Source organism: Streptomyces doebereineriae (assembly GCF_031845645.1).
Lineage (GTDB): Bacteria > Actinomycetota > Actinomycetes > Streptomycetales > Streptomycetaceae > Streptomyces > Streptomyces canus.
Window position 1 is genome coordinate 310,096 of sequence record NZ_JAVREZ010000003.1, and the last position, 23,557, is coordinate 333,652.

The 23,557-nt window shown below is 69.4% G+C and carries 20 protein-coding genes and 1 tRNA gene; 9 read left to right on the forward strand and 12 right to left on the reverse strand.

The features are described from left to right. Positions 1-3 precede the first annotated feature (3 nt). From RNB18_RS11005 to RNB18_RS11020, 4 genes are read left to right on the forward strand one after another with little or no spacing between them, the layout of a single operon-like run. Positions 4-933: a branched-chain amino acid ABC transporter permease gene (locus RNB18_RS11005; RefSeq protein ID WP_057618429.1), complete on the forward strand. Its 930-nt coding sequence runs from the start codon at positions 4-6 to the stop codon at positions 931-933. A gap of 5 nt (positions 934-938) precedes the next feature. Further along, a complete protein-coding gene (locus RNB18_RS11010; protein WP_311713931.1) occupies positions 939-2,708 on the forward strand; it encodes a branched-chain amino acid ABC transporter permease in 1,770 nt (589 codons plus the stop codon). A gap of 5 nt (positions 2,709-2,713) precedes the next feature. Then, a complete protein-coding gene (locus tag RNB18_RS11015; RefSeq protein ID WP_311713932.1) occupies positions 2,714-3,562 on the forward strand; it encodes an ABC transporter ATP-binding protein in 849 nt (282 codons plus the stop codon). Beyond that, entirely contained in the window at positions 3,559-4,275 is a 717-nt protein-coding gene (locus RNB18_RS11020) for an ABC transporter ATP-binding protein (protein WP_057618431.1), read from the forward strand. Before RNB18_RS11015 ends, RNB18_RS11020 begins: the two co-directional genes overlap by 4 nt. Before the next feature lie 73 nt (positions 4,276-4,348). Here RNB18_RS11020 and RNB18_RS11025 read toward each other — a convergent pair whose 3' ends face one another. Then, positions 4,349-5,005, reverse strand: coding sequence for an ANTAR domain-containing response regulator (locus RNB18_RS11025; RefSeq protein WP_031041938.1), 657 nt, complete (start codon positions 5,003-5,005; stop codon positions 4,349-4,351). A gap of 95 nt (positions 5,006-5,100) precedes the next feature. Between RNB18_RS11025 and RNB18_RS11030 the strand changes: the two genes are divergently transcribed. Both RNB18_RS11030 and RNB18_RS11035 read left to right on the forward strand, forming a co-directional pair. Then, positions 5,101-5,184 (forward strand) — tRNA-Leu (locus RNB18_RS11030). Positions 5,185-5,263: 79 nt separating this feature from the next. After that, positions 5,264-6,052, forward strand: a complete 789-nt coding sequence (locus RNB18_RS11035) for a helix-turn-helix domain-containing protein (RefSeq protein WP_311713933.1) — start codon at positions 5,264-5,266, stop codon at positions 6,050-6,052. A gap of 6 nt (positions 6,053-6,058) precedes the next feature. Here the strand turns inward: RNB18_RS11035 and pyk are convergent, their stop codons facing one another. After that, a complete protein-coding gene (pyk, locus tag RNB18_RS11040) occupies positions 6,059-7,495 on the reverse strand; it encodes a pyruvate kinase (RefSeq protein WP_311713934.1) in 1,437 nt (478 codons plus the stop codon). A gap of 145 nt (positions 7,496-7,640) precedes the next feature. Next, the gene (locus RNB18_RS11045; RefSeq protein WP_311713935.1) at positions 7,641-8,336 is read right to left on the reverse strand and encodes an SIMPL domain-containing protein; all 696 of its coding nucleotides are present in this window, start codon (positions 8,334-8,336) and stop codon (positions 7,641-7,643) included. A gap of 127 nt (positions 8,337-8,463) precedes the next feature. Here RNB18_RS11045 and RNB18_RS11050 point away from each other — a divergent pair, with 127 nt between their 5' ends. Beyond that, a complete protein-coding gene (locus tag RNB18_RS11050; RefSeq protein WP_311713936.1) occupies positions 8,464-10,263 on the forward strand; it encodes a bifunctional metallophosphatase/5'-nucleotidase in 1,800 nt (599 codons plus the stop codon). On the opposite strand, the gene RNB18_RS11055 is transcribed toward RNB18_RS11050, so the two are convergent. The 7 genes from RNB18_RS11055 to RNB18_RS11085 all read right to left on the reverse strand — a co-directional run bounded on the left by RNB18_RS11055 (position 10,260) and on the right by RNB18_RS11085 (position 19,051). Beyond that, the gene (locus RNB18_RS11055; protein ID WP_311713937.1) at positions 10,260-11,408 is read right to left on the reverse strand and encodes a GDSL-type esterase/lipase family protein; all 1,149 of its coding nucleotides are present in this window, start codon (positions 11,406-11,408) and stop codon (positions 10,260-10,262) included. The genes RNB18_RS11050 and RNB18_RS11055 overlap by 4 nt on opposite strands. A 50-nt stretch (positions 11,409-11,458) precedes the next feature. Next, complete coding sequence (locus RNB18_RS11060; protein WP_311713938.1) at positions 11,459-12,880, reverse strand: lysine N(6)-hydroxylase/L-ornithine N(5)-oxygenase family protein; 1,422 nt, start codon at positions 12,878-12,880, stop codon at positions 11,459-11,461. After that, positions 12,877-14,316, reverse strand: coding sequence for a pyridoxal phosphate-dependent decarboxylase family protein (locus RNB18_RS11065; RefSeq protein WP_311713939.1), 1,440 nt, complete (start codon positions 14,314-14,316; stop codon positions 12,877-12,879). The genes RNB18_RS11060 and RNB18_RS11065 overlap by 4 nt, the downstream gene beginning before the upstream one ends. A 116-nt stretch (positions 14,317-14,432) precedes the next feature. After that, entirely contained in the window at positions 14,433-16,928 is a 2,496-nt protein-coding gene (gene pepN / locus RNB18_RS11070) for an aminopeptidase N (RefSeq protein WP_311713940.1), read from the reverse strand. Positions 16,929-16,984: 56 nt separating this feature from the next. Continuing rightward, entirely contained in the window at positions 16,985-17,539 is a 555-nt protein-coding gene (locus RNB18_RS11075; protein ID WP_311713941.1) for a response regulator, read from the reverse strand. A gap of 138 nt (positions 17,540-17,677) precedes the next feature. Then, entirely contained in the window at positions 17,678-18,028 is a 351-nt protein-coding gene (locus RNB18_RS11080; protein WP_059206094.1) for a chorismate mutase, read from the reverse strand. Positions 18,029-18,178: 150 nt separating this feature from the next. Continuing rightward, positions 18,179-19,051, reverse strand: a complete 873-nt coding sequence (locus tag RNB18_RS11085) for a helix-turn-helix domain-containing protein (protein WP_311713942.1) — start codon at positions 19,049-19,051, stop codon at positions 18,179-18,181. A gap of 84 nt (positions 19,052-19,135) precedes the next feature. Here RNB18_RS11085 and RNB18_RS11090 point away from each other — a divergent pair, with 84 nt between their 5' ends. Together RNB18_RS11090 and RNB18_RS11095 are read left to right on the forward strand one after the other, a co-directional pair. Further along, positions 19,136-20,905 (forward strand): glycoside hydrolase family 35 protein, encoded by a 1,770-nt coding sequence (locus RNB18_RS11090; RefSeq protein ID WP_311713943.1) that lies wholly within the window; start codon positions 19,136-19,138, stop codon positions 20,903-20,905. Between the two features lie 37 nt (positions 20,906-20,942). Further along, on the forward strand, positions 20,943-21,824 hold the full coding sequence (locus RNB18_RS11095; protein ID WP_311713944.1) for a hypothetical protein: 882 nt from the start codon (positions 20,943-20,945) through the stop codon (positions 21,822-21,824). Positions 21,825-21,849: 25 nt separating this feature from the next. On the opposite strand, the gene RNB18_RS11100 is transcribed toward RNB18_RS11095, so the two are convergent. Both RNB18_RS11100 and RNB18_RS11105 read right to left on the reverse strand, forming a co-directional pair. Next, on the reverse strand, positions 21,850-22,755 hold the full coding sequence (locus tag RNB18_RS11100; protein WP_311713945.1) for an SDR family oxidoreductase: 906 nt from the start codon (positions 22,753-22,755) through the stop codon (positions 21,850-21,852). A gap of 22 nt (positions 22,756-22,777) precedes the next feature. Beyond that, positions 22,778-23,518 carry an SDR family oxidoreductase gene (locus RNB18_RS11105; RefSeq protein ID WP_311713946.1) on the reverse strand — a complete coding sequence of 247 codons (741 nt, stop codon included), beginning with the start codon at positions 23,516-23,518 and terminating at the stop codon, positions 22,778-22,780. Positions 23,519-23,557: the final 39 nt, after the last annotated feature.

Here is a 23,557-nt window from a genome sequence, read left to right on the forward strand (position 1 = left end):
GCGGTGAACACCCTGCCGCAGCAGCTGGCCAACGGGCTGCTTCTGGGCTCGATGTACGGGCTGATCGCCATCGGCTACACGATGGTGTACGGCATCGTCCAGCTCATCAACTTCGCGCACGGCGAGATCTTCATGACCGGGGCCTTCGGCGCCTTCACGGTCTACTTCTACCTCTTGCCCGACGGCACCTCTATGGCTCTCGCCGTCCCCCTGATGCTGATAGGCGGCGGAATAGTCGCCATCCTCATCGCCGTCGGAGCGGAACGGTTCGCCTACCGGCCCCTGCGCGGAGCCCCACGGCTCGCACCGCTCATCACCGCGATCGGTCTCTCCCTGGCCCTCCAGGAAGTCGTCCGCAACTTCTACCCCCGCGCCGACCGCGCCGTCGCCTTCCCCGGCCTCGACGGCACCCACGACATAGGCTCCGTCACCATCAAGGACGCCGACATCTTCCTCGTGGTCGCGGCCATCGTCTGCATGTCCGCCCTCGCGTTCTTCGTCCGCAAGTCCCGCACCGGCCGCGCCATGCAGGCCACCGCCCAGGACCCGGACACCGCACAGCTCATGGGCATCGACACCAACCGCATCATCGTGATCGCCTTCGCCATCGGCGGGTTCTTCGCCGCCGTCGCCGCCGTCGCCTACGGCCTCAAGTACGGCAGCATCGACTACCGCATGGGCTTCCTGATGGGCCTCAAGGCCTTCACCGCAGCCGTCCTCGGCGGCATCGGCAACATCTACGGCGCCATGCTCGGCGGCCTCGTCCTCGGCGTCGCCGAGACCCTCGCCTCCGCCTACATCGACGACATCCCCGGCATGCACCTCTTCGGCGGCGGCTCCTGGAAGGACGTCTGGGCCTTCTGCCTGCTCATCATCGTCCTCCTCGTCAGGCCACAAGGCCTACTCGGCGAACGCGTAGCGGACAGGGCGTGATCACGATGACCGACACCACCACTCGCGGCCTGGTCCCGCTGCCCCTCGCCGCGGCCCGCGCGCTCCTCCTCGCCGGAGGCATCGCCACCGCCGCCTCCGCCTTCCTCGCCTGGACCTGGACCAGCGAGTTCCCCGGCGACCTCACCATCACCGGCTACCCCGGCGGCCTCCAATGGCTGACCTTCATCGCCGGCATCCTCACCACCCTGTTCGCCCTCGCCTCCTACGGCATACGCGGACTCGGCGGCCTCATACCCGCCCGCAACAACGCGCCCCTGGTGCTCACCGCCCTCGGCGCCTTCGGCGTCACCTGGTACACGATCGTCTCGATCGCCGCCGAACTCGGCGGACTCGCCAACCTCGAACCAGGCGGCTGGGTCGCGGCCATCGCCTCCCTCCTGCCGGTCATCGGCGCCTTCGCCCTCCCCGAGCCTCGCACCGCGAGCGCCAAGGAGAACTTCAAGGCGTACCTCGCCAAGCCCGACGGCATCCCCCCCGCCCAGCCCCTCAGCCCCTGGCTCGAGCGCGCGATCATCACGATCGCCACGATCGTCGGACTCGCCGTCTTCACCTACGGCATCGACACCGAGTACGGCGAACTCTTCGTCGGCTACCTCATCGTCGTCGTCTTCGCCGTCTGGGCCCTGCACACCGCAGGCCTCAACGACCGCTTCTCCCGGATCGTCGCCCGCAACCGCAGCTTCACGCTCGCCATGGGCTTCGCCGCCGCGATCGCGTTCCCCTTCACCCAGACCAACGACCACTACGCCAACATCGGCGTCAACATCCTGATCTTCGGGACCGTCGCCCTGGGCCTCAACATCGTCGTCGGCCTCGCGGGCCTCCTCGACCTCGGATACGTCGCCTTCCTCGGCGTCGGCGCCTACACCGCCGCCCTCGTCTCCGGCTCCGAGTTCTCCCGCTTCTCCGGCGTCCACTTCCCCTTCTGGGCCGCCGCCCTCACCGGCGCCGCCGCATCGCTCGTCTTCGGCGTCCTCATCGGCGCCCCCACCCTGCGACTGCGCGGCGACTACCTCGCCATCGTCACCCTCGGCTTCGGAGAAATCTTCCGCATCGCCGTCAACAACATGGACGGCGACTCCGGCCCCGACCTCACCAACGGACCCAACGGAATCCCGGCCATCCCGGACCTCAAACTCCTCGGGTTCAACCTCGGCGAAGCCCACGACGTCGGCGGCTTCACCCTCGGCCGCTTCGCCAACTACTACCTGCTCATGGTGCTGATCATGGCCATCGTGGTCCTGGTCTACACCCGCGCCGCCGACTCCCGCATCGGCCGCTCCTGGATCGCCATCCGCGAAGACGAAACCGCCGCCACCGCCATGGGCATCAACGGCTTCCGCGTCAAACTCATCGCCTTCGCCCTCGGCGCCACCCTCGCCGGCCTCGCCGGCACCGTCAGCGCCCACGTCACCTACAGCGTCGTCCCGACGCCGTACCAGTTCGCCGGCTCCACGCCCCCGAACTCCGCCTTCCTGCTCGCCGCGGTCGTCCTCGGCGGCATGGGCACCGTCGCCGGCCCCATCCTCGGCGCCGCCCTGCTCTACCTGCTCCCGGAGAAGCTCGTCTTCCTCCAGGACAAGTCGCTCCTCGCCTTCGGCATCGCCCTCATCCTGCTGATGCGCTTCCGCCCCGAAGGCATCATCGCCAACCGCCGCAACCAACTCGAATTCCACGAGACCGGCCAACTCGACATCCCAGAACAAACGACGCTGTCCGGCCCACCGGCCGCCGTCACCAAGGCGGGGGCGTGAGCATCATGACGACACCTGTACTCGAAGCCCGCAACGTCACCATGCGTTTCGGCGGCCTCACCGCCGTCCGCTCGGTCGACTTCACCGTCAACTCCGGCGAGATCGTCGGCCTCATCGGCCCCAACGGCGCCGGCAAGACCACCTTCTTCAACTGCCTCACCGGCCTGTACGTCCCCACGGAAGGCACGGTCTCCTACAAGGGCACCGTCCTCCCGCCCAAGCCCCACCTGGTGACCCAGGCCGGCATCGCCCGCACCTTCCAGAACATCCGCCTGTTCGCCAACATGACGGTCCTCGAGAACGTCCTCGTCGGCCGCCACACGCGGACCAAGGAAGGCCTCTGGTCGGCACTGCTCCGCGGCCCCGGCTTCAAGAAGGCGGAGAAGGCCAGCGAGGAACGCGCCATGGAACTCCTCGAGTTCATCGGCCTGGAAGCCAAGCGCGACCACCTCGCCCGCAACCTCCCCTACGGCGAACAGCGCAAGCTGGAGATCGCACGCGCCCTCGCCTCCGAGCCCGGCCTGCTCCTCCTGGACGAGCCCACCGCCGGCATGAACCCCCAAGAGACGCGCGCCACCGAAGAGTTGGTCTTCGCCATCCGCGACAAGGGCATCGCCGTCCTCCTCATCGAGCACGACATGCGCTTCGTCTTCAACCTCTCCGACCGCGTCGCCGTCCTCGTCCAGGGCGAAAAACTCGTCGAAGGCACCTCCGACGTCGTCCAGGCCGACGAACGCGTCATCGCCGCCTACCTCGGCGAGCCCTTCGACGGCGACCCCGGCGCGGCGGAAGCCGCCGAGGTCGACGCGGCCGAAGCGCAGAGCACCACCGGCACCAAGGGAGAAGCCCAGTGACCGCACTCCTCGAAGTCGAGGACCTCCGGGTCTCCTACGGCAAGATCGAAGCCGTCAAAGGCATCTCCTTCAGCGTCGAAGCCGGACAGGTCGTCACCCTCATCGGCACCAACGGCGCCGGCAAGACCACCACGCTGAGGACCCTGTCCGGGCTGCTGAAGCCCACGGCCGGCAAGATCCTCTTCGACGGCAAGCCCCTCAGCGGCATCCCCGCCCACAAGATCGTCTCCTTCGGACTCGCCCACTCCCCCGAAGGCCGGCACATCTTCCCCCGCCTGACGATCTTCGAGAACCTCCAGCTCGGAGCGTTCCTCAGGAAGGACAAGGAGGGCATCGAGAAGGACGTACAGCGCACCTACGAGCTCTTCCCCATCCTCGGCGAACGCCGCAACCAGGCGGCAGGCACCCTCTCCGGCGGCGAACAGCAGATGCTGGCCATGGGCCGCGCGCTCATGTCCCAGCCCAAGCTCCTGATGCTCGACGAGCCCTCCATGGGCCTCTCCCCCATCATGATGCAGAAGATCATGTCGACCATCGTCGAGCTGAAGTCCCAGGGCACGACGATCCTCCTCGTCGAGCAGAACGCCCAGGCGGCACTCTCGCTCGCCGACCAGGGACACGTCATGGAAGTCGGCAACATCGTCCTGTCCGGCACCGGACAAGACCTCCTCCACGACGAGTCGGTCCGCAAGGCATACCTCGGCGAAGACTGATTCTCCGGCCCTACGACGAGGCCCGCGCCCCCTGCTGGGGACGCGGGCCTTGGTCTTTTGTGGCCGCCGGGGTTCAGCCCTTGTTGGCCTTCTTCTCGTCCGCGTCCTGGATCACGGCCTCGGCGACCTGCTGCATCGACATGCGCCGGTCCATCGAGGTCTTCTGGATCCACCGGAACGCGGCGGGCTCCGTCAGCCCGTACGACGTCTGAAGAATCGACTTCGCCCGGTCGACGAGCTTGCGGGTCTCCAGGCGCAGGGTGAGGTCCGCGACCTCGTTTTCCAGCTCCCTGAGCTCCGTGAACCGCGAGACAGCCATCTCGATCGCCGGCACGACATCACTCTTACTGAAGGGCTTGACCAGGTAGGCCATGGCACCGGCGTCACGGGCCCGCTCCACCAGGTCCCGCTGCGAGAAGGCGGTGAGCATCAGCACCGGGGCGATCCGCTCCTCGGCGATCTTCTCGGCCGCGGAGATGCCGTCCAGCTTGGGCATCTTCACGTCAAGGATGACGAGGTCCGGCTTGTGCTCACGGGCGAGCTCGACGGCCTGCTCACCGTCACCGGCCTCGCCTACGACGCTGTAGCCCTCTTCCTCCAGCATCTCTTTGAGGTCGAGCCGGATCAGGGCCTCGTCCTCGGCAATGACGACACGGGTCGTCAGCGGAGGCACGTGCGACTTGTCGTCGTCGGGCGCGTCTACGGGCTGGGGCGACTCGGGGGCGGTCACGGGGGCTCCTCGTTCAGGGGCGGGGTACTGCTCCCAAGAGCCTACCTAGCTGCGAGTCAGTACGGTCACCCGGTACACTCCCCAACAGCACTTAAGCCGGGTTGGCGCAACTGGCTGACGCGGAGGTCTCAAACACCTCTGTCCGAAAGGACGTGTGGGTTCGAATCCCATACCCGGCACCGTAAGCGGATGTCCACGTTCTCGTGAACATCCGCTTTTTGCTGCGCACAGTCGCGATCACTCACTCAGAGTAGCCGTATGAACTTTCACGGCACTGAGGTTCGACAGAAAGCGCTGGCACTGCTCCGTGGCGGCGCCAGAAACGCAGAAGTCGCTCGGAAGTTCAGCGTTCCACCCGGCACCATCGCCTACTGGAAACACCTGGACCGGGCGAAGCGCGGAGAGTGCCCGGGGAAACACGACCCGAAGTGCCCGCGATGCGATGGCAGAGACCTCGACACAGCGGCATACACCTACTTGCTCGGCCTCTACTTGGGCGACGGCCATATCAGCCGCTACTCCGAGCACAGGGTGCCCAACCTCATGATCACGTGCGACGAATCCTGGCCCGGCCTGATGGACGCCTGCGAACAAGCCATGCGCAAGGTGTTTCCCGACAACGCCGTCTGCCGCGTCCGCAAGACCGGCTGCCGCAATGTGAAGGTCTACTCGAAGCACCTGCACTGCATGTTCCCCCAGCACGGCCCCGGCAAGAAGCACGAGCGCCACATCGCCCTCGAACCCTGGCAGCAGGCCATCGTCGACGCCCACCCCTGGGAGTTCATCCGTGGCCTCATCCACTCCGACGGCTGCCGCATCACCAACTGGACCACTCGCCTCGTAGCCGGTGAACGCAAGCGCTACGAATACCCCCGGTACTTCTTCTCCAACAAGTCCGACGACATCCGGCGGCTCTTCACCGACACTCTCGACAAGGTCGGTGTCGAGTGGACCACCCTCGCTCGCGGCAGCGACCCGTTCAATATCTCGATCGCCCGCAAAGCCTCAGTAGCCCTCATGGACACCCACGTAGGCCCCAAGCACTGACCCCGACTACTTGGGACTGTCGTCCTCGCCGATGTGGTGTACCCGGACCAGGTTCGTCGACCCCGACACCCCGGGCGGTGAGCCGGCCGTGATCACGACCACGTCGCCCTTCTCGCAGCGGCCGTACTTCAGCAGCAGCTCGTCCACCTGGTCCACCATCGCGTCCGTGGACTCGACATGCGGGCCGAGGAACGTCTCCACACCCCACGTGAGACTCAGCTGCGAGCGGGTTGCAGGCTCCGGAGTGAACGCCAGCAGCGGGATCGGAGACCGGTACCGGGACAACCGCTTCACCGTGTCCCCACTCTGCGTGAACGCGACCAGGAACTTCGCGCCCAGGAAGTCGCCCATCTCCGCCGCCGCCCGGGCCACCGCCCCGCCCTGCGTCCGCGGCTTGTTGCTTTCTGTCAGCGGCGGCAGCCCCTTCGCGAGGATGTCCTCCTCCGCCGCCTCCACGATCTTCGCCATCGTCCGGACCGTCTCGACCGCGTACTTCCCGACGCTCGTCTCCCCCGACAGCATCACCGCGTCCGTGCCGTCGATCACCGCGTTCGCGACGTCCGATGCCTCGGCCCTCGTGGGGCGCGAGTTCTCGATCATCGAGTCCAGCATCTGCGTCGCCACGATCACCGGCTTGGCGTTCCGCTTGGCCAGTTTGATCGCCCGCTTCTGGACGATCGGCACCTGTTCCAGCGGCATCTCCACGCCCAGGTCACCGCGCGCCACCATGATCCCGTCGAACGCGGCCACGATGTCGTCGATCTCTTCTACCGCCTGCGGCTTCTCCACCTTGGCGATCACCGGCAGCCGGCGCCCCGACTCGTCCATGATCCGGTGGACGCCCTTGATGTCGCGACCCGACCGTACGAAGGACAGCGCGATCACGTCGAAGCCCATGCGCAGGGCCCAGCGGAGGTCCTCCTCGTCCTTGACGGAGAGGGCGGGGACGGAGACCGCCACGCCCGGGAGGTTGAGGCCCTTGTGGTCGGAGACCATGCCGCCTTCGATCACCCTGGTGTGGACGCGTGGGCCCTCCACCGACGTGACCTCCAAGCAGACCTTGCCGTCGTCGACGAGGATGCGCTCACCCACGGCAACATCCTCGGCGAGTCCGCCGTACGTCGTCCCGCAGGACCGCTGGTCCCCCTGCGCGCCCTCCTCCACCGTGATGGTGAAGGTGTCGCCGCGTTCAAGGAGTACGGGCCCCTCCGTGAAGTGGCCGAGGCGGATCTTCGGGCCTTGAAGGTCGGCGAGGAGGCCTACGCTGCGGCCGGTCTCGTCGGCGGCCTTGCGGACGTGGTGGTAGCGCTCCTCGTGTTCGGCGTAGCTGCCGTGGCTGAGGTTGAAGCGGGCTACGTCCATTCCTGCGTCGACCAGGGCTTTGATCTGGTCGTACGAGTGGGTGGCGGGGCCCAGGGTGCAGACGATCTTTGCTCGGCGCATGTTTCGACCCTAGACCTTACCGGCGGGTAGGGAATTGGGGAGGCATGTCCACTCAACAACCTTTGGGTGAAGGGCTGTTGACAAGCGTTGAAGTGTGCACCATCCCGCTCTGATGAGCATTTCGTTTGCAAATCAGAGCGGTCGCTCACAGCCTCGGTGGTGCCATCGTGAAGCGTGCGTTGACCTGGGCGTGGACGTGTTGGCGTTGGGGTTCGAGGTCGAGCGGGGCTGCTGAGGTGTCCGCTGCGGCCTCGTAGGCCATGGAGCGTGCGCGGCTCGCTTTGCCGACGAACCGCGGCTCGGGGTCCTCGGCGCCGATGTCGGCGAGTTCGACGAGGGCCGCCAGCGACGTGCCCAGCGCTTCCGCGTACTCCCTCGCCCGTTGGACCGCTTCCCGTACGGCCTGTTGCCGGGCTTCGCGGTAGGCGGGTGAGTCCCGGCGCAGGGCCCACCAAGGGCCGTCGACCGTCGTCAACTCCTGGTCGGCCAGCCTGGTGGTGAGTTCACCCAGTGCGGTGAAGTCGGTCAGTTCAGCCGTGATGTGGACGCGGCCGTGGTAGGCGTGGACGCGTTCGCCGCGGCCGTGTTCCTTGAGTTCCGGGGTGACCGAGAAGGAGCCGGTTTCCAGGCGCTCGACTGCGTCTCCGTAGGACTTCAGCAGGTCCAGGACGCTCGTGTTGCGGCGGGTGAGGTCGTCGAGGGCGGTGCGGCGGTCCTTGCCGCGGGCTGCGACGGTGACGCCGATGCGGGCGATCTCGGGGTCGACTTCGAGGTGGGCCTCGCCGCGGACGGCGATGCGGGGGGCGTCGGGGGTGCCGTAGGGGACGGAGTCGGTGGCCATAACGCCCCACTCTGTCAGTTTTCACGGGTGGGGTCATCAGATCGAAACCTGCGGGACCTGTTGCCGTTGGGCATGACCGGGTCAGAATCTACGCGCGTTGTTGACCGTTCCCCGAGGAGATCAAGACATGCCCTTGAACCGCAGGAAGTTCCTGGAGAAGTCCGCCGTGACCGGTGCGGGTGTCGCGCTGGCGGGGGCCGTGGGCGCTCCGGCGGCTCAGGCCGCGGAGGCGAAGATGGGTCACGAGAAGCGGTACTCCCTGACGGTGATGGGCACGACCGATCTGCACGGTCATGTCTTCAACTGGGACTACTTCAAGGACGCGGAGTACAAGGACTCGGCGGGCAACGCGCAGGGGCTGTCCCGGATCTCGACGCTGGTGAACCAGGTGCGTGCGGAGAAGGGCCGCTGCAACACGCTGCTGCTCGACGCGGGCGACACGATCCAGGGGACGCCGCTGACGTACTACTACGCGAAGGTCGACCCGATCACCGCGAAGGGTGGTCCGGTGCATCCGATGGCGGCGGCGATGAACGCGATCGGGTATGACGCGGTGGCGCTCGGGAACCACGAGTTCAACTACGGCATCGAGACGCTGCGGAAGTTCGAGGAGCAGTGCGACTTCCCGCTGCTGGGTGCGAACGCGCTGGACGCGAAGACGCAGAGGCCCGCTTTCCCGCCGTACTTCATCAAGAAGTTCCATGTGAAGGGCGCGCCGCCGGTGAAGGTCGCGGTGCTGGGTCTGACCAATCCGGGTATCGCGATCTGGGACAAGGCCTATGTGCAGGGCAAGTTGACGTTCCCGGGGCTTGAGGAGCAGGCGGCGAAGTGGGTGCCGAAGCTGCGGTCGATGGGTGCGGACGTGGTGGTCGTGTCGGCGCACTCGGGTTCGTCGGGGACGTCGTCGTATGGTGACCAGCTGCCGTACGTCGAGAACTCGGCGGCGCTGGTGGCGCAGCAGGTGCCGGGGATCGACGCGATTCTGGTCGGGCATGCGCATGTGGAGATTCCGGAGCTGAAGGTCACCAACGCGAAGACCGGGAAGACGGTCGTGTTGTCGGAGCCGTTGGCGTATGCGGAGCGGTTGTCGCTGTTCGACATCGAGCTGGTTTTCGCGAAGGGCCGTTGGGCGGTCGAGTCGGTGTCGTCCAAGGTGCTGAACTCGAACTCGGTGGCGGACGACCCGAAGATCACCAAGCTGTTGAAGGCCGACCATGACGTGGTGGTGAAGTACGTCAACCAGGTTGTCGGTACGGCGACGCAGACGCTGACGACGGTCGAGGCGCGTTACAAGGACGCTCCGATCATCGACCTGATCACGAAGGTCCAGGAGGATGTGGTCAGGGCGGCGCTGGCGGGCACGGAGTACGCCTCGCTGCCCGTGATCGCGCAGGCGTCGCCGTTCTCGCGGACTTCGGAGATCCCGGCGGGCAATGTGACGATCCGGGACCTGTCCAGTCTGTACGTGTACGACAACACGCTGGTGGCGAAGCTGCTGACGGGTGCGCAGCTCAGGGCGTACCTGGAGTACTCGGCGGAGTACTTCGTGCAGACGGCGGCGGGTGCGGTGGTGGACGTGGAGAAGCTGACGAACGCGAACAACCGTCCGGACTACAACTACGACTACGTGTCGGGGCTGTCGTACGACATCGACATCGCGCAGGCGGCCGGTTCGCGGATCAAGAACCTGACCTACAACGGTGCCGCGCTGGACGACGCCCAGAAGTTCGTGTTCGCGGTGAACAACTACCGGGCGAACGGTGGCGGCGCGTTTCCGCACGTGGCCTCCGCCACCGAGGTGTGGTCGGAGTCGACGGAGATCCGCACGCGGATCGCGGAGTGGGTGACCGCGAAGGGCGTACTGGACCCGAAGGACTTCGCGTCGGTGGACTGGAGGCTGACGCGCGAGGGAACGCCTGTGTTCTAGAGGTCCAGCAGGGTGACGTCCACGGCGTCGGCGATGGCTTTGGCGCCGGCGTCGTTGACATGGAGGCCGTCTCCGGCGTTGAACTCGTCGCGGATCCGGTCGGGTTGGTCCGGGTCCGCGACGGCGGCGGCCACGTCCACGATCCCGTCGAAGGGGTGGTCGTCGCCGAGCAGCCAGGCGTTGACCTGCGCGCGTACGGCCTGGCCGTGCGGGGTGTCGTAGCCGTCGTGGACGGTGCCCTTGTAGGGGCCGATCGTGGAGCCGATGACGGTGAGTCCGGCGGTGTGGAGGCGGTCGGCGAGGGTGGTGAGGCCGGCCTTGAACTCGGCCGCGGTGGGGCCTTCGGCGGGTTCCGGGTGGGCGAAGTGGCCGGGCAGGCCGAGGTCGTTGAGCCCGATGTGGATGAGGACGTGGCTGACGCCGGGGACGGCGAGGACGTCGTGGTCGATGCGGGCCAGGAGGTGTTCGCCGATCTCGTCGGTGAGGAGCCGGTTGCCTGAGATGCCCGCGTTGACGGTCCAGCCGCGTGTCAGGCGGCGGTTGAGCTGTCCGGGGAAGCTGTTGTCGGTGCCGGGGGTGGTGGCGGCGCCTTCGATCCAGGAGTCTCCGAAGGCGACGGCGATGCGGGTGCCGGCCGGGGCGAGGACGTCTGCGCCGGCGAGGAGGTGGCCGGTGGCGAACTCCTCGGGGTCTTCCAGTACGGCGGCGGACAGTTGGTTGCCGGGGACGGCGTGTCCGGTGTCGTAGGGCATGGCGGTGAAGGTGGTCGGTCCGGTGTCGCCGGGCAGGTAGAGGCTGAGGGTGAGTTCCTCGCCCGCGCTCACGGGGAGTTCGACGGGGTCGCTGATCGTCTCCTCGCCGACGGGGATGGTGACGGTGGGGGCGCCGGAGAAGCGGAGCGGGGTGTCGCTGCCGGGGTCGATGCCGCTGCCTTTGGTGCGCAGGGCGAGGTGGGCGCCGCCGATGTCCAGGGGTGTGGTGCCGTAGCGGTTGGTCAGGTGGATGCGGACGGCCTCGCCGCCGCCGGCGAGGCGCAGGGACTGGCGGACGGTCTGGTCGGTGAAGCCGCGGGACTCGAAGAGGGCGAGGTTTTCGCGGGGGTTGATGGCGGCGGCACGGTGGGCGGCGGTCCAGGTGGTCGTCATGTCGGAGCCAACCGGGCCGGTCGCCGGGTTCTTCCGCCGCCGCCGGTTTTTTACCGTCCCTCGAGCAGGGGGGTGAGGGTGGGGGCCTGCCGGGCGGGTGGGATCTGGGGCCGGTGTTCGAGGCCGAAGGTGGTGAAGGCCGTGCGGGCGGGGAGGGGGTAGGCGTCCTTGCCGGTGACGGTGTTGAGGATGGTGGCGCTGCGCCAGGCGGCGAGTCCGAGGTCGGGGGTGCCGACGCCGTGGGTGTGGCGTTCGGCGTTCTGGACGTAGACGTGGCAGTCGGCGCCGGTGACGGACGGGTCGAGGACGAGGCGGAAGTGTTCGTCGACGCGGGGGCGGTCGCGGCTGTCGCGGCGCAGGTAGGGGTCGAGTCCGGCGAGGATGCGGTCGAGGGGACGTTCGCGGTGGCCGGTGGCGAGGACGACGGCGTCGGTGGTGAGGCGGGAGCGGGTGCCCTGCTGGATGTGTTCCAGGTGGAGTTCGATCTTCGTCGTGGCGATTCTGCCCGCGGTGCGGACGCGGACGCCGGGGGTGAGGACGGCGTCGGGCCAGCCGCCGTGCAGGGTGCGGCGGTAGAGCTCGTCGTGGATGGCGGCGATGGTGTCGGCGTCGATGCCGCGGTGAAGCTGCCACTGGGTGGTGCCGAGGCGGTCGCGGACGCTTTCCGGGAGGGCGTGGAAGTAGCGGGTGTAGTCGGGGGTGAAGTGTTCGAGGCCGAGTTTGGAGTACTCCATCGGTGCGAAGGCTTCGGTGCGGCCGAGCCAGTGGAGTCCTTCGTGACCGGTGGGGCGGTTGCGGAGCAGGTCGAGGAAGACCTCGGCGCCGGACTGTCCCGAGCCGACGACGGTGATGTGGTCGGCGGCGAGGAGGGTCTGGCGGTGGGCGAGGTAGTCGGTGGCGTGGATGACGGGCACGCCGGGGGTCTCGACGAGGGGTTTGAGGGGCTCGGGTACGTGGGGTTCGGTGCCGATGCCGAGGACGATGTTCTTCGTGTACGTCCGGCCCAGTGCTTCGGCTTCGCCGTCGGTGTCGAGCTGGGTGAAGTCGACTTCGAAGACGTCGCGTTCGGGGTTGAAGCGGACGGCGTCGACCTGGTGGTGGAAGTGGAGGCCGGGGAGGTTCTCGGCGACCCAGCGGCAGTAGGCGTCGTATTCGGCGCGCTGGATGTGGAAGCGCTCGGCGAAGTAGAAGGGGAAGAGGCGCTCGCGGGTCTTGAGGTAGTTGAGGAAGGTCCAGTGGCTGGCGGGGTCGGCGAGGGTCACCAGGTCGGCGAGGAACGGGACTTGGATGGTGGCGCCGTCGATGAGCAGCCCGGGGTGCCAGCCGAAGGCGGGGCGCTGTTCGTAGAAGACGGCGTCGAGTGCGGTGAGGGGCTGGGCGAGGGCGGCGAGGGAGAGGTTGAAGGGGCCGATGCCGATGCCGACGAGGTCGCGGGGTGCGTCGGGCTCGTGGTGTGGGGGGTGGGGGTTCATCGGGGGGTGGTTCCTTCCACGAGTTGCAGGAGTCCGGCGAGGTCGGCCGGCCGGGTGGTGGGGTTGAGGAGGGTGACCTTGAGCCAGAGCCGGTCTGCTGCGCGGGCTCGGCCGAGGACGGCACGGCCGTCGGTGAGGAGTTTTCGGCGTACGGCGGCTACGGCGTCGTCGGTGGCGTTCGCCGGTCGGAAGAGGACCGTGCTGATGGTGGGGGGTTCGTGGAGTTCGAATCCGGGGTGGTCGTGGACGAGCTGCGCGAACTCCCGTGCTCGTTCGCAGACTTGGTCGACCAGTGCGCCGAGTCCTGTGCGTCCCAGGGTTTTCAGGGTGACGGCGATCTTGAGGATGTCGGGGCGGCGGGTGGTGCGCAGGGAGCGGCCGAGGAGGTCGGGGAGGCCGGCTTCGGTGTCGTCGTCGGCGTTGAGGTAGTCGGCGTGCTGGTGGAGGGCGGTGAGGTCGTTTTTGTCGCGGACGGCGAGAAGGCCTGCGGCGACGGGCTGCCAGCCGAGTTTGTGCAGGTCGAGGGTGACGGTGTCGGCGACGCTCAGACCGGTGAGCTTGGCGCGGTGGCGGTCGCTGAAGAGGAGCCCTCCGCCGTAGGCCGCGTCGATGTGCAGCCGGGCGTGGTGTTCTGCGCAGAGGTGGGCGATCTCGGGGAGGGGGTCGATCTGCCCGGTGTCGGTGGTGCCTGCGGTGGCGGCGACGAGTGCGGGGGCGCTGCCGCTTTGCAAGGCGGTGTGCAGGGTGGTGGGGTCGAGGGTGCCGGTGGGGGTGGGGATGATTACGGGGGCCGGCATTCCCAGTAGCCAGGCGGCTCTTGGGAGGGAGTGGTGGGCGTTGGCTCCGCAGATGAGTCGGACCTCTGGGCCTTGGATCTCTCGGGCCAGGAGTAGGGCGAGTTGGTTGGACTCGGTGCCGCCTGTGGTTACCAGGGCGTCGTTGTCGGCTGCGGGCCGGTGGGGGCCGGTCGCGCCCCGCGGCGGAGCCGCATATCGATGCAGCCCCGCGCCCCTGGGCACCTCCAGGTAGACCTCGTTTGCAAGTGCTCGTGTTACCAGTGCCTCCAGCTCTGAGGCTGCCGGGGCCTGGTCCCATGAGTCCATCGACGGATTCAGAACGCTGACAGCCAGGTCTGCCGCTGCGGCCACCGCGAGAGGCGGGCAGTGCAGGTGGGCCGCGCAGAGCGGGTCCGCCGGGTCCGCCGCGCCTTCCGCCAAGGCGCGCACCAGGTGCCGTAGGGAGTCCGGATCGCCCTCGTCCGGGAGTACGTCGCCCAGCGCATCGCGCACCCGTGACGCGACCGCCCCCGGCCCGCCCGCCGGGAGTGGGCCCCCGCGCGCACGCGCCCCCTCCCCCAGCGCCTCCAGGACCGTGTCGAGCAGCGGGCGCAGCGAGGGCGGGCCTTCGGGGCCCGAGGCCAGGGGCGGCGTGTTCATCGTCGACCTCCGGGGGCGCTGGGGGCTTCCAGCTTGGACGCGGTTGCGTGGGCGCGCCCGGAGAGTTCAACGATCCTGACCCGAAAGGGGGTACTCCCGTACGGGGAAAACCCGCTCTACATCTGCCTCACGCGCAACGCGCGTCCCAGGTCGTCGAGTTGGTCGATCAGTTTGCGGCGCAGGGCGGGGATGGGGTCGGCGTCGCGCAGGCAGGCCTGGCCGAGGGCCTGGTTGTCCTCGTCGATGGCGTGGTCGGGGAACGCCCAGCGGCCGGCGGCGTCGGCGATCGCGGGGCCACGGCGGGCGGCGAGGGCGACGGCGTCCTCGTAGTAGCGGGGCACGTAGTGCCGTACGAGTTCGGTCTGTTCGGGCTGCCAGAAACCCTGGGCGGTGGCCGTGAACAGGTAGTTGGAGAGCTCGTCGTGGCTGAACATCGCCTCCCAGGCCTGCGCCTTGGCCTCCTCGGTGGGGAGGGCGGCGCGGCAGCGGGCGGCGCCTTCCTGGCCGGTGGCCGAGGGGTCGCGTTCCAGTTCGGCGGCGATCGCGGTCTCGTCGGTGGCGCCGAGGACGGCGAGGCGGGCGAGGACGCGCCAGCGCAGTTCGGGGTCGAGTTCGGGGCCGCCGGGGACGGTGCCGTCGGCGAGCCAGGCGGCGATGGTGTCGGGCTGGGAGGTGACGTTGATGCAGTGGCGGACGGCGATCAGGCGCAGGCCGGGGTTGTCGCCGTCCTCGGTGCGGCGGATGAGGTCGCGGCACAGGGAGGAGAGGGTGGCGAGGGCGGCGGGGCGCTGTTCGGGGGTGACGTAGCGGTCGGCGACGTAGGTGGAGGCGAAGGCGAGGACGCCCTGGACGAGGGCGAGGTCGGTCTCGTGCGGGAGGTGGGCGCGGGCCGTCTCCAGGTAGGCGGTGGGCGGGAGTTCGCCGTCGCGGACGGCGTCCCTGAGGGCGTTCCAGACGACCGCGCGGGTCAGCGGCGAGGGCAGGCCGGAGAGGCTCTCGGTGACCGCTTTGAAGGACTCGTTGTCGAAGCGGACCTTGGCGTAGGTGAGGTCGCCGTCGTTGAGCAGCAGGAGGGTGGGGCGCTTGCCGATGGGCAGCGGGCCCTGGGAGTCGCTCTGGGGGACGTCGAGGTCGAGGCGTTCCCGCAGGACGAGATGGCGGCCCTCGTCGGCGACGTCCTGGTCGTAGAGGCCGACGGCGATGCGGTGCGGGCGGCTGCCCTTGTGCTCGACCTGGAGGGTGTACGTGCCTTCCTCGGCGCGGGTGACGGTCGGCCTGAGGGTGTCGACGCCGGTGGTGCGCAGCCAGGCGTCGGCCCAGGCGTGGACGTCGCGTTCGGTGGCGGAGGCGAGGGAGTCGATGAAGTCGGCGAGGGTGGCGTTGGCGAACTTGTGGCGGGCGAAGTGGGTGTTGATGCCGGCGAGGAAGTCCTTCTCGCCGAGCCAGGTCACCAGTTGCCGGAGTGCGGAGGCGCCCTTGGCGTAGGAGATGCCGTCGAAGTTGAGGAGGGCCGAGGCGGTGTCGTTGACTTCCTCGGGGGCGACGGGGTGGGTGGAGGGGCGCTGGTCGGCGTCGTAGCCCCAGCCCTTGCGCATGACGCCGAAGTCGACCCAGGTGTCGGTGAAGCGGGTGGCTTCGGTGAGGGTCTGGTAGCCCATGTACTCGGCGAAGGACTCGTTCAGCCAGATGTCGTCCCACCAGCGCAGGGTGACGAGGTCGCCGAACCACATGTGGGCCATCTCGTGGGCGATGACCATGGCGCGGGTCTGGCGCTCGGTGTCGGTGACGGCGGAGCGGTAGACGAACTCGTCGCGGAAGGTGACGAGGCCGGGGTTCTCCATGGCGCCGGCGTTGAACTCGGGGACGAACGCCTGGTCGTAGGAGTCGAAGGGGTAGGGCTCCTCGAACTTCTCGTGGTAGCGGTCGTAGCACTGCCGGGTGATCTCGAAGAGTTCGTCGGCGTCCGGGTCGAGGTAGGGCGCGAGGGAACGGCGGCAGTGGATCCCGAAGGGCAGGCCGCGGTGTTCGGTGCGCACGGAGTGCCAGGGGCCGACGGCGACGGCGACGAGGTAGGTGGAGATCAGGGGGGTGGGGGCGGCCTGCCAGAGGCCGTCGCCGAGGTCGGAGGTGATGCCGTTGGCGAGGACGGTCCAGTCCTCGGGGGCCTTCACGGACAGGTCGAAGACGGCCTTGAGGTCGGGTTGGTCGAAGGCGGCGAAGACGCGCTGGACGTCGTCCATGAACAGCTGGGTGTAGACGTAGGTCTCGCCGTCGGTGGGGTCGGTGAAGCGGTGCATGCCCTCGCCGGTGCGGGAGTACCGCATGGCGGCGTCGATGCGCAGTTCGTGCTCGCCGGCGGTCAGGCCCTTGAGGGGCAGCCGGTTGTCCTCGAGGGTTTCCGGGTCGAGGGGGCGGCCGTCGAGGGTGGCCTCGCGCAGTTCGGCCGGCTTGAGCTCGACGAAGGTGTCCGCTTCGGCGCGCGCTGTGAACCGGACGACGGTCCGGGATGCGAAGGTCTCGTCGCCGGTGGTGAGGTCGAGCGTGATGGTGTAACGGTCAACGTCGAGGAGCTTGGCACGGGTCTGCGCTTCGTCGCGCGTCAGTACGGACATGCAGGACATGCTGCCTGATGGGACGGGCAACTCACAGAGGCGGATCGGTACACGCCTTATGTCCGGTCCTGTTCGAGCTCCCCGGTGTGCGCCCCTTGTCCGCGCTGCACCGGTACGCGGGCGTCCGGGTGGGGCAGGGGCCTGCGGGCGGCGCTCTCCTGGTCGCTCTCGCCGTGGCCCTTGACGAGAGCGCGTAGCTCCCGCACCTCGTGTTCGAGGGCGAGGTGGCGACGGTGGGCGTCGAAGAGGTAGCGGACCTTGGTGCGCAGCGCCCAGGGGTCGATGGGTTTCATCACGAGGTCGGCGACGCCGAGGCCGAAGGCGGTGGAGGTCAGTTCGTGGTCGGCGCCGAAGCCGGTGAGCAGGACGACGGGGATGTGCTGGGTCTGTTCCAGGCGCCGCATGTAGCGGACCACGTCGAGGCCGCTGACGCCGGGCATCCGCACGTCGAGGAGCAGGAGGCCGACCTGGCCCCGGAGCACCTGCTTGAGGGCCTCGTCCCCGCTGGTGGCGCGGGCGAGCCGGTAGCCCAGCGGGGCCAGGGCACTCTCCAGGGCGTAGAGGGTGTCCTCGTGGTCGTCGACGATGAGGATCTTGGCATCCGAAGGCATGGCTCGACGTCCCTCCCTCGCGGACAGCCAGCCTACGCCCGCGTCCTGACGCGGAGTGCTCGCGGGCTGACAAGGAGTGCACAGAGGAGCATGCCGCGTGCGGGCCGCCGTGTCACCTCCCCGGGGCGTCGGTCGAGGTCAATTGGCCAGTGGGGTGGAGCCGTTCACGGTGTCCTCGGCGATGCGCTCGTGGTGTCTGATCACCTCGGCGATGATGAAATTCAGGAACTTCTCAGCGAAGGCCGGGTCGAGTTTGGCGTTCTCGGCGAGGGTGCGCAGCCGCTCGATCTGGCGGGCCTCGCGGGCCGGGTCGGCGGGCGGCAGCTGGTGGCGGGCCTTGAGGTGGCCGACCTGCTGGGTGGCCTTGAAGCGCTCGGCGAGCATGTGGACGACGGCCGCGTCGATGTTGTCGATGCTGTCCCGCAGACGGGCGAGCTCCTCGCGGACTGCGGGGTCGACGTCACCGGATCCGGTGTTGCTGGTGGTCATGAGCGACAACCCTACGGGCGCGGGGTGAGCGGATCGTAGGCGGATCGGCCGATCGGGAGCACAGCCGACCAGATCTCCGGCGGACCGGCCCAACCAGGAACATCGGCCACCAAATCCTCAGCACACCAGCCCACCCAGGCACCTGACCGATCAGATCCGCGGCGGATCGTCCGGATCCGGTACCTGGTTGCTCCAGCCGCCGGGGACCGTCCGGCTCTCCTGGGCGCGGAAGCGGACCGGGGCCATGCCGACGCGGCGGGTGAAGAGGCGGGAGAAGTAGGCGGGGTCGTCGTAGCCGACGCGGCGGGCGATCGAGGCGACGGGGAGTTCGGTGGCGGCGAGGAGTTCCTTGGCGCGGCCCAGGCGGATGCCGAGGAGGTAGTCCTTGGGGCTGCAGCCGGCGCCCCGGCGGACGGCGGTGCGCAGTTCGGCGAGGGTCATGCCGTGCCGGGCGGCGTGGTCGGCGACCGACATCGCTTTGAAGGCGTCGCGGGCGAGGGCCTTGAGGACCGGGTCGCCGTCGGGGGCGAGGTCGGCGCGGGCGCGGCGCAGGGCGACGAGGAGTTCGTGGACGGCGGCGCCGGTCTCCACCTCCAGGAGGGGGTTGTCGCGGCGGGCGGCCCGAGCGATGCGGGCGATCACCGCACGCGGTCCGGTGGCGTCGGACAGGGCCACGACAGGGCGGTCGGGCTCGATGTAGCCCAGTTCGGTGTACGTGGCGGTGGCGGGCCCGGTGAAGCCGACGAAGCCCTCGTCCCAGCCGGCCCCCGGGTCGGGCGCGTAGTGGTGCGGGACTCCGGGTGTGAGCCACAGCAGCGCGGGCGCGGTGACTGTCCTGCGCCGGCCGTCGGGAGTCTCGTACCACCCGGTGCCGGTGCTGATGACGACGGCGACGTGGCTGTCGAGGGTGCGGGGACCGACGGTGGGCAGCGGGCCGTACTGGAGTCCGACCCCGAGGCAGACCAGGCCCAGGCGGTGATGGACGGGGCTGGGCGTGAGGAACCGCATCCACGTGTGGTACATCGCGCTCCTTGCCTGCGCTTCGGTCCAAGCAGCGACGATCTTTGTCCATGGACCTGGCCGCCGCCAGTGGTGAGGGTGGAGCCTATGAGCGAGTTCACGGTGGGTGAAACCGATTTCCTGCTGGACGGACGGCCGGTGCGGCTGCTGTCCGGCGCGCTGCACTACTTCCGTGTGCACGAGGCCCAGTGGGGGCACCGGCTGGCGATGCTGCGGGCGATGGGCCTCAACTGCGTGGAGACGTACGTGCCGTGGAACCTGCACGAGCCGCACCCGGGTGACTTCCGGGACGTGGAGGCGCTGGGCCGGTTCCTGGACGCGGCCCGGGAGGCCGGGCTGTGGGCGATCGTCCGCCCGGGTCCCTACATCTGCGCGGAGTGGGAGAACGGCGGTCTGCCGCACTGGCTGAAGGGTCACGCGCGCACGAGCGACGAGGTGTACCTGGGGCAGGTGGAGCGCTGGTTCCGGCGGCTGCTGCCCCAGGTCGTGGAGCGGCAGATCGACCGCGGCGGCCCGGTGATCATGGTCCAGGCGGAGAACGAGTACGGCAGCTACGGCTCGGACTCCGCGTATCTGCTGCGGCTGGCGGAGCTGCTGCGCGCGGAGGGTGTCACGGTGCCGCTGTTCACCTCGGACGGCCCCGAGGACCACATGCTCACCGGCGGCTCGATTCTCGGCGTCCTGGCCACGGTCAACTTCGGCTCCGACGCGCGGACGGCCTTCGAGACGCTGCGCCGGTACCGCCCGGACGGCCCGCTGATGTGCATGGAGTTCTGGTGCGGCTGGTTCGAGCACTGGGGCGGCGAGCATGTCGTACGGGAGGCCGGGGACGCGGCCGCGGCGCTGCGGGAGATCCTGGAGTGCGGCGCCTCGGTGAACCTCTACATGGCGCACGGGGGCACGAACTTCGCCGGCTGGGCGGGCGCCAACCGGGGCGGGGGCGCGCTGCACGACGGTCCGCTGGAGCCGGACGTGACGTCGTACGACTACGACGCGCCGATCGACGAGTACGGCAGGCCGACGGAGAAGTTCTGGCGCTTCCGTGAGGTGCTGGCGCAGTACGGCCCGGTGGCCGACCTGCCGCCCGCGCCCGGGGTGCTGGAGGCGGACGCTGACGTGAACCTGCCCGAGTGGGCGTCCCTGTCCGCCGTACTGGAGGAACGCGGCGGACCGCCCCACGAGGGCCCCGTCCCGCCGACCTTCGAGGAGCTGGACGTCGACCGGGGGCTCGTGCGGTACGAGGTGACCGTGCCGGGGCCGCGGCAGCCGTATCCGCTGACCGCGCGGGGGCTCAGGGATCTCGCGGTGGTGTATGTCGACGGGGTACGGGCCGGGGTGCTCACCGAGGAGGACGTCGAGCTCAAGGAGCCGGTCGCGGGGCACGCGCGCGTGGAGCTGTGGGTGGAGTCGCTGGGGCGGGTCAACTACGGGCCCCGGAGCGGGGAGGGCAAGGGGATCACCGGGGGGCTGCTGCACGAGCGGCAGTTCCTGCACGGGGTGCGGGCGCGGGGGCTGCGGCTGGACGCGCTGGACTCCGTGACCGGGATCGGCTTCCGGGAGGTCGCGGGGGGAGGCGTGCCGGGCCTGTACCGGGGTGAGGTGTCCGTGCGGGGCGCCGGGGACGCGGTGCTGGAGCTGCCGGGCTGGACCCGGGGGTTCGTGTGGGTCAACGGCTTCAACCTCGGCCGGTACTGGTCGGCGGGCCCGCAGCGGACGCTGTACGTGCCCGGTCCTGTGCTGCGGGAGGGCGGCAACGAGGTGTGGGTGCTGGAGCTGGAGGAGGCACCGGCGAACGGGACCGTGCTCCGGCTCCGTGCGCCCGGTCCGACCCACGAGAATCCGCTCACGACCTCGTAGAGTGGAGTCGGGTTCTGGGCGTCTTGGGGGTACGGGCGTGACGAACGACGGACCGGTCCAGCACGGCTACCCGCACCTGGAGACGGTGCGGGCGTCGATCAACGCGCTCTACAAACGGCTGTCCTACGACACCGTCCAGAGGTTCGCGACGAGTGTGGCGCCGGTGGACGTGGCGTTCTGCGACACCGACGATCTCTATCTCGGCGTGCAGCGGGTGGCCCGGGAGCTGGTGCGGCACTACCGGCTGCCGGACGCCCGGTTCGTGGTCAGTTTCCGGGAGATGACCCACGCGGCGAACGTCGAACTCACCGCGGGCCCGGAGTACTTCGTCGAGCTGAACGACCGTTTCCGCACGCATCGGCGGGACATCGGCGCGGCCCTGGCCCACGAGGTCATGCACGTGTATCTGCACCGGCTGGATCTCTCGTTCCCGGGGGTGCGCGAGAACGAGATCCTCACGGACACGGCGGCGACGTACCTGGGGGCGGGGTGGCTCCTGCTGGACGCGTACCGGGAGGACGCGGCGTCGTCGCAGAAGCTGGGGTATCTCACGCCGGAGGAGTTCGGGTACGTGCTGGCGAAGCGGTCGATGGTGTTCGGGGAGGACCCCTCGGTGTGGTTCACCAGTGCGCAGGCCTACACGGCGTATGTGAAGGGGATGGCGCAGGCCCGCCAGGACTCCGAGCAACCACCCCTCACGGCGGCGGGCTGGGCGGGCCGGCGCCGCTACGCGCGAGACCGTCGCCACGCGCCCGGCCCTCAGCCGGGAGTCCCCTACACCTTCACCCCGGACGGCCCCGGGCGCCTGCGGGTGTCGTTTCCCTGCCCTACCTGTCATCAGCGGATCCGGGTGCCGGTGAGGGGGCGGGTGCGGGCGCGCTGTGCTCTGTGCCGGACGGTTCTGGAGTGTGACACGTAGGGGCACGAAGGGGTGGCGGACCCGGTCACGCCCCGTACACCGGACCCGGCGCCTCCGCCTCGCCGAGCAGCTTCAGGGTCGCTTCCCCCGCCTCCGCGGGGGCCCACCGCGCCCCCTTGTCGGCGGTCGGGCCGGGCCGCCAGCCCTCCATCACCGTGATGCGGCCGCCCTCCGCCTCGAAGACCCGGCCCGTCACTCCCGCGCTCGCCTCGGAGCCCAGCCAGACCACCAGCGGTGACACGTTCTGGGGGGCCATCACGTCGAAGCCGTCGGTCGGGGCGGCCATCGTGTCGGCGAACGTCTGCTCCGTCATCCTCGTCCGGGCCGCTGGGGCGATCGCGTTGACCTGGACGCCGTAGCGGGCGAGTTCGGCCGCCGCGACGAGGGTGAGGGCGACGATCCCGGCCTTCGCGGCGCTGTAGTTGCCCTGTCCGACCGAGCCCAACAGGCCTGCTCCGCTGCTGGTGTTGATGATGCGGGCGGTCGGCGTGCGTCCCGCCTTCGCCTCCGTCCGCCAGTGTGCCGCCGCGTGCTTCAGCGGCAGGAAATGGCCCTTCAGGTGGACCCGCGTCACCGCGTCCCAGTCCTCCTCGTCGAGGTTCACCAGCATGCGGTCGCGCAGGAAGCCGGCGTTGTTGACGAGGGTGTCGAGGCGGCCGTACGTCTCCAGGGCGGCCCGGACGAGGGACGCGGCACCGTCGGCCGTGGCGATGTCGCCACCGTGGGCGACCGCCTCGCCGCCCGCCGCGCGGATCTCCTCGGCCACGAGGGAAGCCGGGTTGTCGGGGCCCGGGGTGCCGTCGAGGCCGACGCCGAGGTCGTTGACGACGAGCCGTGCTCCCTCGGCGGCGAAGGCGAGGGCGTGGGCGCGGCCGAGTCCGCGGCCCGCGCCGGTGACGACGACGACCCGGCCGTCGCAGATTCCGGTCATCTCACGTCTCCTTGTTGATGGTTCACGTCTCCTTGTTGACCGTTGCGGCGTCGAGGAACGCCGGCCGTTCCCCGCCGCCGTGCACCAGCAGCGAGGCCCCGCTGATGTACGCGGCGGCGTCCGAGGCGAGGAACACGGCCGCCGCCCCGACGTCCGACGGCTCGGCGAGGCGCCCGAGCGGGACCGTGCGGGATACGGCGGCGATGCCGTCCTCGTCGCCGTAGTGCAGATGCGACTGCTCGGTGCGGACCATGCCGACGACCAGGGTGTTGACGCGCACGTCCGGTGCCCACTCCACGGCCATCGAGCGGGCGAGGTTCTCCAGGCCCGCCTTGGCCGCCCCGTACGCGGCCGCGCCGGGCGAGGGCCGGCCGCCGCTGACGCTCCCGATCATGACGATCGAGCCGCGGGTCTGTTTGAGGTGTTCGTACGCGGCCAGCGACACCGTCAGCGGGGCGAGGAGGTTCAACTCCAGGACGCGGAGGTGCCGTTCGGGGCCGGCGTCGGCGAGCAGCCGATAGGGCGCTCCTCCCGCGTTGTTGACGAGTACGTCCAGTCGCGGCAGGTCGGCGAAGAACTGCCGTACGGCGTCCGCGTCCCGGACGTCCAGCCTCGCGAACCGTGTCTTCGGCGGCGGGACTTCGGGCGGTCTGCGCGCACAGACGACGACCTCGGCGCCCGCCTCCGCCAAGGAGCGGGCGATCCCGGCGCCGACTCCACGCGTCCCGCCGGTGACGACCACGACCCTCCCGTTCAGCTCCATTCACCGCTACCCTTCACCTAACAAACGTTTGGTGGAAAG

Bases quoted from the DNA above. Each gene is read 5' to 3' on its own strand.
- RNB18_RS11010 (WP_311713931.1), top strand. From the start codon at position 939: ATGACCGACACCACCACTCGCGGCCTGGTCCCGCTGCCCCTCGCCGCG.
- RNB18_RS11015 (WP_311713932.1), top strand. From the start codon at position 2,714: ATGACGACACCTGTACTCGAAGCCCGCAACGTCACCATGCGTTTCGGC.
- RNB18_RS11035 (WP_311713933.1), top strand. From the start codon at position 5,264: ATGAACTTTCACGGCACTGAGGTTCGACAGAAAGCGCTGGCACTGCTC.
- pyk (WP_311713934.1), bottom strand. From the start codon at position 7,495: ATGCGCCGAGCAAAGATCGTCTGCACCCTGGGCCCCGCCACCCACTCG.
- RNB18_RS11045 (WP_311713935.1), bottom strand. From the start codon at position 8,336: ATGGCCACCGACTCCGTCCCCTACGGCACCCCCGACGCCCCCCGCATC.
- RNB18_RS11050 (WP_311713936.1), top strand. From the start codon at position 8,464: ATGCCCTTGAACCGCAGGAAGTTCCTGGAGAAGTCCGCCGTGACCGGT.
- RNB18_RS11055 (WP_311713937.1), bottom strand. From the start codon at position 11,408: ATGACGACCACCTGGACCGCCGCCCACCGTGCCGCCGCCATCAACCCC.
- RNB18_RS11060 (WP_311713938.1), bottom strand. From the start codon at position 12,880: ATGAACCCCCACCCCCCACACCACGAGCCCGACGCACCCCGCGACCTC.
- RNB18_RS11065 (WP_311713939.1), bottom strand. From the start codon at position 14,316: ATGAACACGCCGCCCCTGGCCTCGGGCCCCGAAGGCCCGCCCTCGCTG.
- pepN (WP_311713940.1), bottom strand. From the start codon at position 16,928: ATGTCCGTACTGACGCGCGACGAAGCGCAGACCCGTGCCAAGCTCCTC.
- RNB18_RS11075 (WP_311713941.1), bottom strand. From the start codon at position 17,539: ATGCCTTCGGATGCCAAGATCCTCATCGTCGACGACCACGAGGACACC.
- RNB18_RS11080 (WP_059206094.1), bottom strand. From the start codon at position 18,028: ATGACCACCAGCAACACCGGATCCGGTGACGTCGACCCCGCAGTCCGC.
- RNB18_RS11085 (WP_311713942.1), bottom strand. From the start codon at position 19,051: ATGTACCACACGTGGATGCGGTTCCTCACGCCCAGCCCCGTCCATCAC.
- RNB18_RS11090 (WP_311713943.1), top strand. From the start codon at position 19,136: ATGAGCGAGTTCACGGTGGGTGAAACCGATTTCCTGCTGGACGGACGG.
- RNB18_RS11100 (WP_311713945.1), bottom strand. From the start codon at position 22,755: ATGACCGGAATCTGCGACGGCCGGGTCGTCGTCGTCACCGGCGCGGGC.
- RNB18_RS11105 (WP_311713946.1), bottom strand. From the start codon at position 23,518: ATGGAGCTGAACGGGAGGGTCGTGGTCGTCACCGGCGGGACGCGTGGA.